Origin of the sequence: Bordetella saccharivorans (assembly GCF_045862855.1) — a bacterium.
Lineage (GTDB): Bacteria > Pseudomonadota > Gammaproteobacteria > Burkholderiales > Burkholderiaceae_B > Bordetella_A > Bordetella_A petrii_F.
This window is the reverse complement of record NZ_BAAFZO010000001.1, coordinates 2,846,758-2,861,815: the sequence shown is the minus strand read 5'-3', so window position 1 is coordinate 2,861,815 and position 15,058 is coordinate 2,846,758. Positions and strand designations below refer to the sequence as shown.

General features: G+C 68.8%; 12 protein-coding genes. 5 read left to right on the top strand and 7 right to left on the bottom strand.

Annotation, left to right across the window (positions count from 1 at the left end; genetic code table 11):
* The first annotated feature begins 12 nt into the window (after positions 1-12).
* On the top strand, positions 13-492 hold the full coding sequence (locus ACKTT0_RS13660) for a hypothetical protein (protein WP_407850408.1): 480 nt from the start codon (positions 13-15) through the stop codon (positions 490-492).
* 151 nt (positions 493-643) lie between these two features.
* Here the strand turns inward: ACKTT0_RS13660 and ACKTT0_RS13655 are convergent, their stop codons facing one another.
* From ACKTT0_RS13655 to ACKTT0_RS13645, 3 genes are read right to left on the bottom strand one after another with little or no spacing between them, the layout of a single operon-like run.
* Complete coding sequence (locus ACKTT0_RS13655; RefSeq protein ID WP_407850407.1) at positions 644-1,105, bottom strand: carboxymuconolactone decarboxylase family protein; 462 nt, start codon at positions 1,103-1,105, stop codon at positions 644-646.
* Positions 1,050-1,511, bottom strand: coding sequence for a MerR family transcriptional regulator (locus ACKTT0_RS13650; protein ID WP_407850406.1), 462 nt, complete (start codon positions 1,509-1,511; stop codon positions 1,050-1,052). Before ACKTT0_RS13650 ends, ACKTT0_RS13655 begins: the two co-directional genes overlap by 56 nt.
* Positions 1,512-1,555: 44 nt before the next feature.
* On the bottom strand, positions 1,556-2,491 hold the full coding sequence (locus tag ACKTT0_RS13645; RefSeq protein ID WP_407850405.1) for a glycosyltransferase family 2 protein: 936 nt from the start codon (positions 2,489-2,491) through the stop codon (positions 1,556-1,558).
* 217 nt (positions 2,492-2,708) lie between these two features.
* On the opposite strand from ACKTT0_RS13645, the gene ACKTT0_RS13640 reads away from it, so the two are divergent.
* On the top strand, positions 2,709-3,635 hold the full coding sequence (locus tag ACKTT0_RS13640; protein WP_407850404.1) for a LysR family transcriptional regulator: 927 nt from the start codon (positions 2,709-2,711) through the stop codon (positions 3,633-3,635).
* Positions 3,636-3,665: 30 nt separating this feature from the next.
* Here the strand turns inward: ACKTT0_RS13640 and ACKTT0_RS13635 are convergent, their stop codons facing one another.
* The gene (locus tag ACKTT0_RS13635; protein ID WP_407850403.1) at positions 3,666-4,574 is read right to left on the bottom strand and encodes a LysR family transcriptional regulator; all 909 of its coding nucleotides are present in this window, start codon (positions 4,572-4,574) and stop codon (positions 3,666-3,668) included.
* A gap of 61 nt (positions 4,575-4,635) precedes the next feature.
* Here ACKTT0_RS13635 and ACKTT0_RS13630 point away from each other — a divergent pair, with 61 nt between their 5' ends.
* Both ACKTT0_RS13630 and ACKTT0_RS13625 read left to right on the top strand, forming a co-directional pair.
* Positions 4,636-5,715, top strand: a complete 1,080-nt coding sequence (locus ACKTT0_RS13630) for a 4-oxalomesaconate tautomerase (RefSeq protein ID WP_407850402.1) — start codon at positions 4,636-4,638, stop codon at positions 5,713-5,715.
* A gap of 45 nt (positions 5,716-5,760) precedes the next feature.
* Positions 5,761-6,747: a Bug family tripartite tricarboxylate transporter substrate binding protein gene (locus ACKTT0_RS13625; RefSeq protein ID WP_407850401.1), complete on the top strand. Its 987-nt coding sequence runs from the start codon at positions 5,761-5,763 to the stop codon at positions 6,745-6,747.
* Between the two features lie 62 nt (positions 6,748-6,809).
* On the opposite strand, the gene ACKTT0_RS13620 is transcribed toward ACKTT0_RS13625, so the two are convergent.
* The 3 genes from ACKTT0_RS13620 to ACKTT0_RS13610 form a co-directional block, all read right to left on the bottom strand.
* Positions 6,810-6,938: a hypothetical protein gene (locus tag ACKTT0_RS13620; RefSeq protein ID WP_005016451.1), complete on the bottom strand. Its 129-nt coding sequence runs from the start codon at positions 6,936-6,938 to the stop codon at positions 6,810-6,812.
* A 154-nt stretch (positions 6,939-7,092) separates the two neighbouring features.
* A complete protein-coding gene (locus ACKTT0_RS13615; RefSeq protein ID WP_407850400.1) occupies positions 7,093-8,034 on the bottom strand; it encodes a sugar kinase in 942 nt (313 codons plus the stop codon).
* The gene (locus ACKTT0_RS13610) at positions 8,027-8,671 is read right to left on the bottom strand and encodes a bifunctional 4-hydroxy-2-oxoglutarate aldolase/2-dehydro-3-deoxy-phosphogluconate aldolase (RefSeq protein WP_407850399.1); all 645 of its coding nucleotides are present in this window, start codon (positions 8,669-8,671) and stop codon (positions 8,027-8,029) included. The genes ACKTT0_RS13615 and ACKTT0_RS13610 overlap by 8 nt, the downstream gene beginning before the upstream one ends.
* A gap of 283 nt (positions 8,672-8,954) precedes the next feature.
* On the opposite strand from ACKTT0_RS13610, the gene uvrA reads away from it, so the two are divergent.
* A complete protein-coding gene (uvrA, locus tag ACKTT0_RS13605; RefSeq protein ID WP_407850398.1) occupies positions 8,955-14,717 on the top strand; it encodes an excinuclease ABC subunit UvrA in 5,763 nt (1,920 codons plus the stop codon).
* The last annotated feature ends 341 nt before the right edge of the window (positions 14,718-15,058 follow it).

The window sequence follows — 15,058 nt, the reverse complement described above, 5'->3', positions numbered from 1 at the left end:
ACAGGAACCGCCATGTCCGCCTCCGCCACGCCGCCGGCCTCATTGACCCATTTCAGCACCCAGGAACTGGACATGCTGGCCAAGACCGCCGATGCCCTCAGTGCCTACCTGGGCAAGCCGGTGCTGGCCGAAGTCGAGCTGGGCGAGGAAGGCACCGAATGGGTCACCTTCGGCATCCCGCTGGGCCAGGATGCGCCGGACGACCAGCAGCCCCACGTGCAGTTGGGCGGCCCCGCCGCGCGCCTGCTGGGCAACCGCGGCGGGCTCGACCCGTCCGACGACGATACCTACGATTGCCTGTACCTGTGGGCCATACAGATCACCCTCGCCGAGGGCGAGCGCTTCGTCAAGCTCGACCAGCAAGGCGAAGAAGCCGCCTGGTCCGACCAACTGGCCGACGTGCTGCCCTTCGCGCTGGGCGACGAACCGCTGCCCGACGACGATGAAGAGGACGAGGACGACGAGGATGAAGGCGGGCCGGAGGCCCGGTAGACCGCCCAGAGGTGTCTGAACCAGCTCACCAGATCCGCTAGTGGCAATAGCTAATCACCACTGCGCGCAAGATACAAGGTGTCTGACACCCCCGGTGTCATACACCAGGCCTGCCAGGTGCGCTGGAACTCCGGTAGCTTGTTCATAGGTGTCAGACACCTCCGGCGGAGGTGCCTGACACCTGTGCCGCCCGATGAGCCTCGCCCGCATGGGCCCGGAACGCGGCGCGCGCGGTGGACAAGGCATTAAGGGCCGCCGGGAAGCCGGCATAGACGGACATCATCATGAGGATCTCGACGATCTCGTCGCGCGTGACGCCCACGTTCAGCGCGGCCTGGACGTGCACGCCAAGCTGGGGCTGGGCATGGCCGAGCGCGGCCAGGGCCGCCACCACGGCGATCTCGCGATCGCGCATCGACAGGCCGGGCCGCGCGTAGATGTCGCCGAACGGGAACTCGATCAGGTAGCGGGCGAAGTCTGGCGCGATGTCGGCCAGGCTGTCGACCACGGCCTGGCCGGCCGCGCCGTCGATCTCCCGCAGTTTTTCCAGGCCCCGCTCAAAGCGGTCGGGCGCGCCGGCGGACGGATTGGGGTCGAAGTGTGGGTTGTGCATCGCGGTTCCTTGACGAAGATGAGGAGGAAGCCGATGCGGCAGCGCCTTCCATGGCGCGATAGACGGCGATCTTGGACTCCAGCGCGCCGGCCGCGCGGGCCAGCGCGTCGAGCTGCGCCCGTACCTGGTCCAGGTGGCGCTCCAGCATGGCGCGCCGCGCACTGGCGGTGGCGTCTCCCGCATGGCGCAGCGCCGCGAACTCCCGCATTTGCGCAATGGGCATGCCGGTGTTTCGCAGGCGCAGCAGGAATTCCACCCACGCGATCTCGCCCGGACCGTAGCGGCGCTGGCCGCCCGGCCCCCGCGGCACATCGCGGATCAGGCCGATGCGCTCGTAATAGCGCAGCGCATGCGCGCTCAGCCCGGCCCGGCGCGCCATCTGCTCGATGGTGAGGAAGGATTCCATGCCGGCCATGCTAGAAGTTAGAGCGCGCGCTAAGTCAAGCTGCGCTACGCCAGCCCGCGCCGCCGGTCGCGCCGGTACAGCAGATATCCCAGCGGCCACATGAGCAGCACCAGGGCGCGCGCCGCCGGCTGCGTCAGGCGGTAGGCCCGTACCGCCGTGGGCAGGCCCGAATATTCGAGATCGAGGCGGAAGCGCGTATAGCGCGCCGCGGCCATCAGGAACTCCTTGGGCCGGTAGCGGAACCAGTCCATGTGATGCTGCAGGATGTCCCAGGCCAATAGATACAAGCCTTGCACATTGTTGCGCACCGAAACGGCCCCGCGGCTCAAGCCGTCGGCGCTGGGGTGATAGATGCGCACCACCTGGTTGATACAGCGGCTGAGATAGCCGGCGCGCGCCATGGCCCACCAGATCAGGCTTTCCGGCACGAAGCCGGCGACGTCCTCGGGGAACGGAAAGCGGCGCAACACTTCGGTGCGCATGCTGCCGAATTTTTCACCCTTGATACGGTGGCGGAAATACAGCTCGACCGCCGAAGTGTCGAAGACATCCTGGGGAAAGCGATCGCCCACGATGGTGCCGTCGGGACGGGCGCACAGCCCGGTGACCGCCACATAGGCATCGCGCCGGTCGGGCGGGATGCGCTCCCATGCGTCCCGCAGGATCTGCAGCGCATCGGGAGGGATTTCGTCGTCGCTGTCGAGGGTGATGATGAATTCGCCGCGCGCCTCGCGCACTCCGCGGTTGAAAGCGGTTTTCTTGTGCTGGTTCTTCTGCCAGACGTAGCGTATGGGGAAATCGGCCTGCGCCTGCCAGGCCAGCACGGCCTCGTGCGTGCGGTCGGTGGAGCCGTCGTCGACGACCAGCCACTCGAAATTGCGACAGGTCTGCCGCCTGAGGGATTCATAGACACGGTACAGCGTGGCGGCCCGGTTATAGGTGGGCGTCAGTACCGTAAACACGTAATGCGGGTCACTCATGCGCTGTGCCGGCTCGCGGGTGGACGACTGCGACGGTCTGTTCTGATTATGTGATGGGTAAAAACAAGGGCTCCAGTGTATGGGATATGCGTGTTGTCAACGTATCCGACCCGCCTGATTTTGCAAAAAAATCTGTCATGTTTTTTCATTTTTGTACGAAACCGGGCTTCTACGGCGGCCGCGGCGGGTAAACTCTGCCCCGCCATCCGGAATATTCATGGAATCCCATCCCGTCCAGCTCAACGATATTGCGCTGTTCGTCGAGGTGGCCCGGCGCAAGAGTTTCAGCCTGGCTGCCCGCGCACTGTCCATGCCGACATCGACCTTGTCGCGTCGTATCGGCCAACTGGAGCGCGCCATCGGCCTGCGGCTGATCAATCGCAATACGCGGCGGCTGGAATTGACCGACGCGGGCGCCGCCTACCTCCGGCGCTGCCAGGGACTGGTCGACGAAGCCCGCCTGGCGCATGAACAGATCCTCGCCCTGTCCGCCAGCCCGCAGGGACGGCTCAGCATTTCCATTCCGTACAGCATGGCCATCTGGCTGCTGCCTGAGGCGCTCAAGGCGTTCACCGAGCGCTATCCCGACCTGGAATGCGAGTTCGACCTGAACCAGAAGGCTGTCGAGAATTCGCAGGGCGGCCCGTTCGATATCGCGCTGCGCTTCGACCGCCATCCGGCCGCGGCCGAGCCCGGCGCGGCGGAAGACCCGGCCGTGCGCGAGATCGTCGCGCTGGAAAGCTATTTGTATGCGTCGCAGGAATACCTGCAGGCGCACGGCGAACCGCGCCAGCCGGGCGACCTGGCCGCGCACGAATGCCTGCGCACCGCCATCGACCACGAGCATTCGTTCTGGACCCTGCGCAACGGCGAGCGCAGCGAGCGCGTGCAAATCCGGGGCGCGATCGCCGGCAACAATATCAGCGTCATCGGCACGCTCGCGGGACTGGGGCTGGGCATCACGCGGCTGCCCAATTGCCGCGCCCTGGCGCCCATCATCCATCGCAACGGCCTGCGCCGCATCCTGCCGGGCTGGAGCACCGACCCGCTGTCGGTGTTCGCGGTGTTCCCGTCGCCCGTGCTGCCGGCCAAGACGCGCGTCTTCATGGACTTCCTGCGCCCCTGGCTGGATCCGGTCGAATGAGACGGCCCGCGCCGGCGGGCAAGGCCTATTTCAGCCACGCGCCGCGCGGCCGGCATCTTTCAATAGCGTATACAGCACCCGGGCGGCCGGCGAGAGAGGCCGGCCGCGCCGCACGATCAGGCCCAGCGTGCGGCTGACGCGCGGCCTGGACAGCGGCACGCCCACCAGCGTCGGGTGCGTGGTCAGCGGCAGGGCCAGTTGCGGCACCGCGGCGACGCCCAGCCCTGCTTCCACCATGCCCAGCAGCGTCAATATGTGGCTGACCTCGAACGCGCTCATGGCGCGCTTGCCGGCCTTGGCCAGCGCCACATCGATCAACAGGCGATTGCCGCTTTCCTTGGCGACCGTCATGAAGCGCTCGCCGGCCAGCTCGTCCCACATGAGATTCTTGCGGCCCGCCAGCGGATGGTCGTTGCGCACCGCCAGCACGAAGCTTTCCTTGAAGATGGCGCGGAAATCGACTTCCGCGTCCTGGGTGCCGACGAAATTGATGCCGAAATCGGCACGGCCGGACGTGACCGCGTTGAGCACGGCATTGGCCCCCTCGTCGATCACCCGCACCCGGATGCGCGGGTGGCGGGCGGCGAACTCGCGCAGCACCGAGGGCAGGAAGTAATACGCGGCGGACGGCACGCAGGCCACAGTCACCAGCCCGCTGAGCTGTCCGGCCAGGTCATCGACGCCCAGAATGGCGCTTTCCAGTTCATCCAGCGCGGCGCGCGAACGCTCCAGGAAGACGCGCCCCACCTGGGTGAGCGCCACGCGGCGCGTGGTGCGCTCGAGCAGGCGCGCGCCCAGCAGGGTTTCCAGTTTCTCGATGCGCCGGCTGAGCGCCGGCTGCGACAGGTGCAGGTCATCGGCGGCGGCGCGGAAGCTGGAGCGTTCCGCCACCGCCACGAAAGCCTGTAGTTCCTGCAAATCGAATTTGATGCGTGCCATGCACTAATCAATATAAAACTTGCAATTCACTGATTATGGCATTTGTTCGATGATGCCGATCATGTTGAAAGCCATTCCCTGTGTACTGATGCGCGGCGGCACCTCGCGCGGCCCCTTCTTCCGCGCCGACTGGCTGCCGCCCGACCCCGCGCGGCGCGACCGCGTGCTGCTGTGCGCGATGGGCTCGCCGCATGAATTGCAAGTCGACGGCCTGGGCGGCGGCCACGCCCTGACCAGCAAAGTCGCCATCGTGGCGCCCTCGCGCCGCCCCGGCTGCGACGTCGACTACCTGTTCGCGCAGGTCAGCGTCGACCGCGCCGCCGTCGATACGCGGCCGAATTGCGGCAATATGCTGTCGGGCGTGGCCCCGTTCGCCATCGACCAGGGCCTGGTGCGGGGCCGCCGGGGCGAGACGCGGGTGCGCATCTTCAATGTGAACACCCAGTCCACCATCGACGCCACCGTGCAGACACCGGATGGCCGGCCCGAATACGAAGGCGACGCGCGCATCGACGGTGTTAGCGGCACCGGGGCGCCGATCCGGCTCGATTTTGTCGACGCCTGGGGCAAGACCTCGGGACGGCTGTTCCCCACCGGCCAGCCACGCGACCTGGTCGATGGCATATGGGTCACGTGTATCGACGCGGCCATGCCGCTGGTCATGATCGCGGCGCAAGCGCTGGGATTGCGCGGCGACGAGACGCCGGCCGCCCTGGACGCCGACGCCGGCCTGCTGGCGCGGCTGGAATCGTTGCGGCGGCAGGCCGCCCGGCGCATGGGCCTGGGCGAGGTCGCGCACAGCGTGGTGCCCAAGCCGGTCGTGGTCAGCCCCGGCGCCACGCCCGATGAAGTGGTGTCGCGCTATTTCACGCCGGCGAGCTGCCATCGCTCGCATGCGGTGACGGGCGCCATCGGCGTGGCCACGGCCTTCGTCACGCCCGGGACAGTGGCCTGCCCCGCCCTGGCGGCGCGGCCGGCCGGCCGGCACCGCATTGCCGTGGCGCACCCCGCCGGGCGCATCGAGATCGACATCGAGATCGCCGCCGCGCCGGCCGCCGGCCGCGTGCGCGCCGCCAGCCTGATCCGTACGGCCCGCAAGATCATGGACGGCCAGCTGTACGTGCCCGCCGGCCTATTCTGAGGCGCGCGGCGACCGGCCCATCGAAGAACACTCACGGAGACAAACATGCCGATTCTTTCCCGCATCCCATTCCACGCGCTGCGCGCCTGCGCGGCCCTGCTCTGCGCCGGCGCCGCGGCGGCCGCCCAGGCGGCATGGCCGGAACGCCCCATCACGCTGGTGGTGCCCACCGCGCCCGGCGGCGGCAACGATACGCTGGCGCGCGTGGTGGGCGAGAAAATGGGCGCCGCGCTGGGACAGCCGGTCATCGTGGTGAACAAGGCCGGCGCGCAGGGTGCGATCGCCAGCGAATACGTGGCGCAATCGACGCCCGACGGCTACACCATCATGCTGGGCTACATCGCCACGCACGGCATCAACCCGGCCTTGCAGCACTTGCGCTACGACCCGGTGCGCGACTTCCAGCCTATCGGCATGATGGCCTCCTCGCCGACCCTGCTGGTGGTGTCCAGCAGCGCCCACATCGATTCGGTGGACGCGCTGATCGCCCAGGCCCGCAAAGACCCTGAAAGCCTCAGCTATGCCTCGGCCGGCCTGGGCACCGCGCCGCATGTGGCCGCCGAGTTGTTCAAGCTGCGCACCGGCATCGAGATGCTGCACGTGCCCTACAAGGGATCGGCGCCGGCCATGACCGACACGCTGGCCGGCGTCACCCAGGTCATGTTCCCGAGCCTGTTCAGCGCCTATCCGCACCTGGCGTCGGGCAAGGTCAAGGCGCTGGCGCTGGCGGGCGACCGCCGCGCCGAGGCCCTGAAGGACGTGCCTACCCTGGCCGAGCTGGGCGTGCCGGACGTCAGCGTGCCGCAGTGGTATGCGCTGTTCGCGCCGGCCGGCACCGACGCGGCCATCGTCGCGCGCCTGAACGCGGCGCTGAACACCGCCCTGCGGGACCCGGGCGTGATCGACAAATTCCACGAGCAGGGCGCCGAGGCGCAGTCCGGCACCCCGCAGGAACTGGGCAGCTTCGTGCAGGCCGAGGTGGCGCGCTGGAAGACGCTGGTGGGCCGGGCGCACCTGGCGGCCGCGCAATAGGGCCGGCAGGCAGGCGAAAAAAAACCGCCGGCAGCCGGCGGTTTTTTGTGCAAGCGGGCGAATTACACGCGCTTGATCTTTTCCAGCATCTTGAAGACGCCCTTGGGCGCGTTGACGAACAGGCGCTTGAACGACTTGCCCAGGCAACGGCGTTCCAGGGTGTTGCGACGGACGCGTTTACGCTCAGCCATGATGGATTCTCCGGTAAGGTTCGATGGTGCCCAAACCCGCCCGGCGCGCCCTTGGAAAGAAACCGGATCGGTCCTGGCCAGGGGCTACAGGCTGGTGGCAAAAAACGGAATAACTCGGCATTCTAGCCTGAAAACGGCTTGGCCGCCAGCCGGCCTAGGCCGGCCCGGCCTGTCCGGCGCGCAGCCGCGCCTGCACCGCGGCGGGGCGCGGCAGCGGATCCACGGCGCCGTAGCCGGTGGTCGACAGGGCCGCGGCGGTATTGGCGTAGCGCACGGCGGCCAGCCAGTCGTCGCCGGCGCAGCGGCGCGCCAGCAGGTTGCCGGCGAAGCAGTCGCCCGCGCCGGTGGCGTCCACGGCCTGCACCGTCACGCCCGGCACGGCCCGACGCTCGCGGCCGTCATCGACGATGGCGCCGTCCTTGCCGAGCTTCAGCACCACCACGCCCGGCGCGCCGGCGGCGCGGATCCAGTCGAGCGTGCGGTCCGGGTCGGTGTGGCCGGTGAGATGGCGCAGGTCGTCCATGCTGGGCAGGAACAGGTCGGCCATGCTCAAGGCTTCGCGCAGGATCGCGCGGGCACGGGCGACCGGCCACAGGCGCAGGCGCAGGTTGGAATCGAGGCTGAGCAGCCCGCCCGCGCCGCGCGTGCGCTCGATGGCGGCGAACGCGGTGTCGCAGGCGCTGGCGCTGATCGCCAGGCTGATGCCCGACACGTGCAGGTAGCGGGTGCGCTCCAGCAGGCTGCTGTCCAGATCGCCCGGCTGCATGCGGCTGGCGGCGGAATCGCGGCGCAGGTAGCTGAACACGTGGCCGTCGGCGCCATGCTGCACGAAGTACACGCCGGTGTGCGCCTGTTCGTCGACCCGCACGCCCGAGGTATCGACCCCCTCGGCGCGCCAGAGCTGCAGGATCTGCTCGCCGAAGGCATCGCCGCCCACGCGCGTCAGGTAGGCGCAGCGCGCGCCCTGGCGCGCCGCGGCAATGACCGCGTTGGAGGTGTCGCCGCCATAGCCCTGCAGGTATTGGGGCTCGCCGCGGCGCGTCTGGTTGAATTCGATGAGCGCCTCGCCCAGCCCCACGATGTCGAAATCAGCCATGGGCGGCCTCGCGCGTCTGCATGACCTGGCGCACCAGCGCGGCGGTGTCGCGCGCGGCGAAGGCCGTCTTGTCGTACAGGTTGCCGCCAATGCCCACCAGGGCCGCGCCGGCGGCGAAGTATTCGCCCATGTTCTGCCGCGTCACGCCGCCGGTGGGGCAGAACACCGTGTCGGGGAACACCGATTTCAATGCGGCGAGGTGGCGCGGGCCGCCCGTGTCGGCCGGGAAGATCTTCACGATGTCGGCGCCGGCGCGGCGCGCCTGCAGCACTTCGCTGGGCGTGAAGGCGCCCAGCAGGCACAACGCGCCCGCCGCATGGGCCATGTCGGCAATGCCGGGCACCAGTCCGGGCGAGACGATGAAATCGGCGCCGGCCACCAGCGCCTCGCGCGCCTGGGCTTCATCGAGCACGGTCCCCACGCCCAGCGCCAGCGCGTCGCCGTGCTTGTCGCGCAGGGCGCGCACCAGGTCGGCCACGCCGGGAATGGTCCAGGTGAGCTCGAGCGCGGCGCAGCCCGCCTGGATGGCGATCTCGGCCGCATAGCCGGCAGTGGCGGCATCGCCGTAGCGCAGTACCGGCACGACGCGGTCGGCCATCAATCGGGACAGCGGGGCGGCGGCAGCTTCGGAATTCATGGGTGTCTCGCAAAAGGTCCGGCGGGCGGCGCGGCAAGGCCCGCGCCCGGTATTCATTATCATCGCATCGGCAAGCTGCCGGAACCCGCACCGGCCGCCATAATTGACCATAATATGGACAATATATTCACAATATAGGCATTATCCACGGCGATTCTCCTCCTGTCGATGGCGCGCTACCGGGAATAATGAGAATCTGAGATACTGTTTATATATACAGATATTTTCAGCGATATCCTGTCGCCTTCCCGGCCATCCTCGTCCTGCCCTTCCCCTCCCCGCCATGAGCTCCCACATTCGCATTGTCGGCGCACGCCAGAACAACCTGAAGAACCTCGACCTGACGCTCGCCACCGGCGAGCTGGTGGTCATTACCGGGGTGTCGGGTTCGGGCAAGAGTTCGCTGGCCTTCGACACGCTGTACGCCGAAGGCCAGCGCCGCTACGTGGAAACCTTCTCGCCCTATGCGCGCCAGTTTCTGGACCGCATGGACAAGCCGCAGGTCGACCGCATCGAAGGCATCCTGCCGGCCATCGCCATCGACCAGACCAACCCGGTGCGCAGCTCGCGCAGCACGGTCGGCACCATGACCGAGCTGAACGACCATCTCAAGCTGCTGTTCGCGCGCGGCGCCAAGCTGTATTGCCGGGGCTGCGCCACCGAAGTGCGGCGCGACACGCCGGACTCGATCCACGCCTCGCTGGCGCAACGGTCGCCGGCCACCGGCGACGCGCGCCTGGTGGTGACCTTCCCCATCGCGGTGCCCGCCAATTTCACCGAAGACGAAGTACGCGGCTTCCTCGAGCAGCAGGGCTATACGCGCGTGCACCATGAAGAAAGCGCCGCGGCGCGCGCGCCGGCCGCCGGCAAGGGCCGGGCGGGCAAGGGCAAGACCAAGGCCGCGGCGGCGGCCGGCGAGCGCCGCATCCTGCACGTGGTGCAGGATCGCTTCCGCTGGTCGGGCGCCGAACGCGAGCGCGTCATGGAAGCGCTGGACACTGCCCTGCGCATGGGCGGCGGCCACATGGCGGTGCACGTGCTGGACGACGACGGCGCCGATGCGCAAGTGTGGAAATACAGCGACCGCCTGCACTGCGCCGACTGCGACATCGAATACACCGACCCGCTGCCCAGCAGCTTCTCGTTCAATTCGCCGCTGGGCGCGTGCGAGACCTGCCGGGGCTTCGGACGGGTCATCGGCATCGACTACGGCCTGGTCATTCCCGACGAGAACAAGACCCTGCGCGAGGGCGCCATCAAGCCCTGGCAGACGCCCTCGTTCAAGGAATGCCAGGACGACATGGCCAAGTACGCGCCGCGCGCCGGCGTGCCCATGTCAGTGCCCTGGAGGGCCATGACGGAGGCGCAACGCGACTGGGTGCTGCACGGCGACCCCGACTGGAAGGGCGGCAACAACGCCTGGAAAACCCAGTGGTACGGTGTGCACCGCTTCTTCGCATGGCTGGAAAGCCGCGCCTACAAGATGCACGTGCGCGTGCTGCTGTCCAAGTACCGCAGCTACACGCCCTGCCCCACTTGCCACGGCGCGCGGCTCAAGCCCGACGCACTGCTGTGGCGCTTAGGCAGCAAAATGGAAGCCGACCAAGTGCTCCCGCCCGGCGACGCACGCTACCAGCGCTTCATGCCGGCCAGCGCCGCCTGGACCCGCGAACAGCTCGAATCGCTGGATGGCCTGTCGATCCACGATGTCATGCTGCTGCCCATCGAGCGCGTGCGCACGTTCTTCGACACCCTGTCGTTCAGCGGCGCGCTGGATGCGGCCACCGACCTGCTGCTGGCCGAAGTGCGCGCGCGCCTGAAGTTCCTGTGCGACGTAGGCCTGGGCTACCTGACGCTGGACCGCCAGAGCCGCACGCTGTCGGGCGGCGAAGTGCAGCGCATCAACCTGACCACGGCGCTGGGCACCTCGCTGGTGAACACGCTGTTCGTGCTGGACGAGCCGTCCATCGGCCTGCACCCGCGCGACATGCACCGCGTGGTGGAAGTCATGCACCGGCTGCGCAACGCCGGCAACACGCTGGTGGTGGTCGAGCACGATCCGCAGGTCATGGTGGCGGCCGACCGCATCATCGACATCGGCCCGGGGCCGGGCGAGCGCGGCGGACGCATCATGTTCGACGGCACGCCCGCCCAATTGCGCGCCACGCCCACGCTCACCGGCGATTACCTGGGCGGGCGGCAGCGCGTCGAGGCGCCGCGTCCCATGCCGGTGGCCGCCAACACGCCGCGCCTGGTGCTGGAAGGCGCCACCGCCCACAACCTGCGCAATGTCTCGGTCGAACTGCCGCTGGGCCGGCTGGTATGCGTCACCGGCGTATCGGGCTCGGGCAAGTCCACCCTGGTGCAGGACGTGCTGTATCCGGCCCTGCTCAAGCACCAGGGCAAGCCCACCGAGGCACCGGGCGCCTACGAGCGCCTGCTCGGGGCCGAGCAGATCGCCGACGTGGTGATGGTGGACCAGACCCCCATCGGCAAGACCGCGCGCTCCAACCCCGCCAGCTACGTGGGCGCCTTCGACGCCATCCGCAAGCTGTTCGCGCAGGCGCCGCTGGCCCGCGAGCGCGGCTACACCGCCGGCACCTTCAGCTTCAACAGCGGCGACGGCCGCTGCCCCACCTGCGGCGGGACCGGCTTCGAGCATGTCGAGATGCAGTTCCTGTCCGACGTCTACCTGCGCTGCCCCGATTGCGACGGGCGGCGCTTCCGCCCCGAGGTGCTGGAAGTGCGCGTGGAGCACCTGGGCAAGAGCGCCTCGGTGGACCAGGTGCTGGAAATGACGGTCAGCGAGGCGCTGGATTTCTTCAAGGGCCTGCGCGACGTGCAGACCGGCCTGGCACCGCTGGCCGACGTCGGCCTGGAGTATGTGCGGCTGGGCCAGCCCGTGCCGACCCTGTCCGGCGGCGAGGCGCAGCGCCTGAAACTGGCCGGCCACCTGGCCGAGGCGGCGCGCAGCGGCATCGCCACCGCCAAGGTGGCCAAGAAAGGCAGCCTGTTCCTGTTCGACGAACCCACCACCGGCCTGCACTTCGACGACGTGGCGCGGCTGATGCGGGCGTTCCGCAAGCTGCTGGCGGCGGGCCATACGCTGCTGGTGATCGAGCACAACCTGGACGTGATCCGCGCCGCCGACTGGCTGATCGACCTGGGCCCCGAAGGCGGCGACGCCGGCGGCGAGGTGGTTGGCGTGGGCACGCCGCAGGACCTGATGGACAATCCGCGCTCGCACACCGGCGCGGCCCTGCGCGACTACGCGGTCAGCGTGCTGCCGGGCGACGTGGTGGTGGCCGACGACGCCGATGCGCAGATCGCCGAGCAGGCCGGCCTGACGCCGGTGCTGGCCGAACCGGTGGCGGCCTATGGCGCGGGCGGCGGCACGCCGCTGCAATCGGTGGTGCGGCGCCGCCGCGAGGCGCAGGCGATCGAGATCCGCAATGCGCGCGAGCACAACTTGAAGAACGTCAACGTCGAGATCCCGCACGACAAGTTCACGGTGATCACCGGCGTGTCCGGCTCGGGCAAGTCCACGCTGGCATTCGACATCCTGTTCAACGAAGGACAGCGGCGCTACCTGGAATCGCTCAATGCGTACGCGCGCGCCATCGTGCAGCCGGCCGGCAAGCCGGACGTGGACGCGATTTTCGGCATTCCGCCCACGGTGGCGATCGAGCAGCGCACCAGCCGCGGCGGACGCAAGTCGACCGTGGCCACCATGACCGAGATCCATCACTTCCTGCGCCTGCTGTACGTGAAGCTGGGCACGCAGTATTGCCCGGACTGCAACGTGGCGGTCGAACCGCAGAACGCCGACCAGATCGTGGCGCGCCTGATGCGCGAGCACAAGGGCCGCCATATCGGCCTGCTGGCGCCGCTGGTGACGGCGCGCAAGGGCTACTACACCGACCTGGCCAAATGGGCCGGCTCGAAGGGCCATACGCATCTGCGGGTCGACGGCGCGTTCATTCCGGTAAGCCCCTGGCCGCGCCTGGACCGCTACAAGGAACACACCATCGAGCTGCCGGTGGCCGACCTGGTGGTCGATCCCGACAACGAGGCGGCGCTGCGCCAGGCCGTCAAGAGCGCCCTGGAACACGGCCAGGGCGTGATGAGCATGGTGTGGCCGGTCGACAAGCTGCACGAAGCGCTCGACAGTGAACTGCAGCAGCAGCATTTCTCGGTCAAGCGCGCCTGCCCGTCGTGCGGCACCAGCTTTCCCGAGCCCGACCCGCGCCTGTTCTCGTACAACTCCAAGCACGGCTGGTGCCCCGGCTGCTTCGGCACCGGGCTGCAACTGCAGGACTTCGACGCCGAGCAGACCGGCGAGGAGAACGCCTGGAACGCCGCCTACGAAGGCGAAGCCGGCGTTTGTACCGAGTGCGACGGCCAGCGCCTGAACCGCGTGGCCCGGGCGGTGCGCTGGCGCGACCGCTCGATCGCCGAGCTGGCCGCCATGCCGGTATCCGACGCCCACACGTTTTTCACCGGCCTGGTGGCGCGCGGCCGCGAGGGCGAGATCGCGCGCGACATCCTGGCGGAAATCCGCGGCCGCCTGAACTTCATGAAGGAAGTCGGGCTGGACTACCTGGCGCTGGACCGCGCCGCCCCCACGCTGTCCGGCGGCGAGGCGCAGCGCATCCGCCTGGCCGCGCAACTGGGGTCGAACCTCCAGGGCGTGTGCTACGTGCTGGACGAGCCCACCATCGGCCTGCACCCGCGCGACAACCGCATCCTGCTCGACGCCCTGGCGCGCCTGGAAGGCAACGGCAACACGCTGGTGGTGGTCGAACACGACGACGACACCATCCGCCGCGCCTCGCACATCATCGACATCGGCCCCGGGGCCGGCGTGCGCGGCGGCCGCGTGGTGGCGCAGGGCACCGCGCAGGACCTGATCGACAACCCCGAGTCGGTGACGGGCCGCTACCTGGCCAAGCCACTGGCCCACCCCTTGCAAGGCCGCCGGCCGGTCGAGGCCGACACGCCCATGATGCAGATCCGCGGCGCGCGGCTGCACAACCTGCGCCACGTCGACGCGCGCATCCCGGTGGGCCGGCTGAGCGTGGTCACGGGCGTGTCGGGCTCGGGCAAGTCCACCCTGGCGCGCGAAGTGCTGCTGGACAACCTGGTGCAGGCCGTTTCGCAAGGCAAGGCGCCGCGCTGGAACGGCTGCGAGGAAATCACCGGCTGGCAGGCCATCGACCGCGTGCTGGAGGTGGACCAGACCCCCATCGGCAAGACGCCGCGCTCGTGCCCGGCCACCTATATCGGCTTCTGGGACGACGTGCGCCGGCAGTTCGCCGACACTCGCGAGGCGCGCATGCGCGGCTGGGGCGCGGCGCGCTTCTCCTTCAACACCGGCGACGGCCGCTGCCCGGTCTGCGAAGGCCAGGGCATGCGCACCATCGAGATGAGCTTCCTGCCCGACGTGAAAGTGCCGTGCGACGCCTGCAACGGCGCGCGCTTCAACAGCGATACGCTGTCGGTGCAGATGCGCGGCAAGAATGCCGGCGAGGTGCTCAATATGGAGGTCGATGACGCGCTGGACTATTTCACGGCGCATCCGAAGATCCACCGGCCCCTGCAGCTGATGCAGGACGTCGGCCTGGGCTACCTGACCCTGGGCCAGCCCTCGCCCACCCTGTCCGGCGGCGAGGCGCAGCGCATCAAGCTGGTCACCGAGCTGTCCAAGGCGCGCCTGACCGAAGGCGTCATCACCACGGGCCGCGCCTCGCGCGCTCCGCATACGCTGTACGTGCTGGACGAGCCCACGGTGGGCCTTTCCATGGCCGACGTGGAAAAGCTGATCCACGTGCTGCACCGGCTGGTGGCGGCAGGCAATACCGTGGTGGTGATCGAACACAACCTGGACGTGATCGCCGAGGCCGACTGGCTGCTGGACCTGGGGCCGGAAGGCGGCACGGGCGGCGGCAGGCTGGTGGCCGAGGGCTCGCCCGAGCAGGTCATGGAATTGCGCGAGCGCTCCCATACCGGACGGGTGCTGACGGAGTTCCTGGCGCAGCAACGATAGGGTCGTCATGCAGTCGCATATTGGGAGAGCGGCAGGTTTCCTGGATGTGCAGGACACGCCGCCCACAGAGGGTGTCAGACACCCGGCCTGCCGGCCCGCGCCACGGCAACGGCCGGCGCGCCGGGTGTCTGACACCTGTCATGTCGCGATGGCTGCCTCCCCGGGCGGTGTCAGATACCCGGCCTGCCGGCCCGCGCCACGGCAACGGTCGGCGCGCCGGGTGTCTGACACCTGTCGTGTCGCGATGGCTGCCTCCCCGGGCGGTGTCAGACTCCCGGCCTGCAGGCCCGCGCCACGGCAACGGTCGGCGCGCCGGGTGTCTGACACCTGTCGTGTCGCGA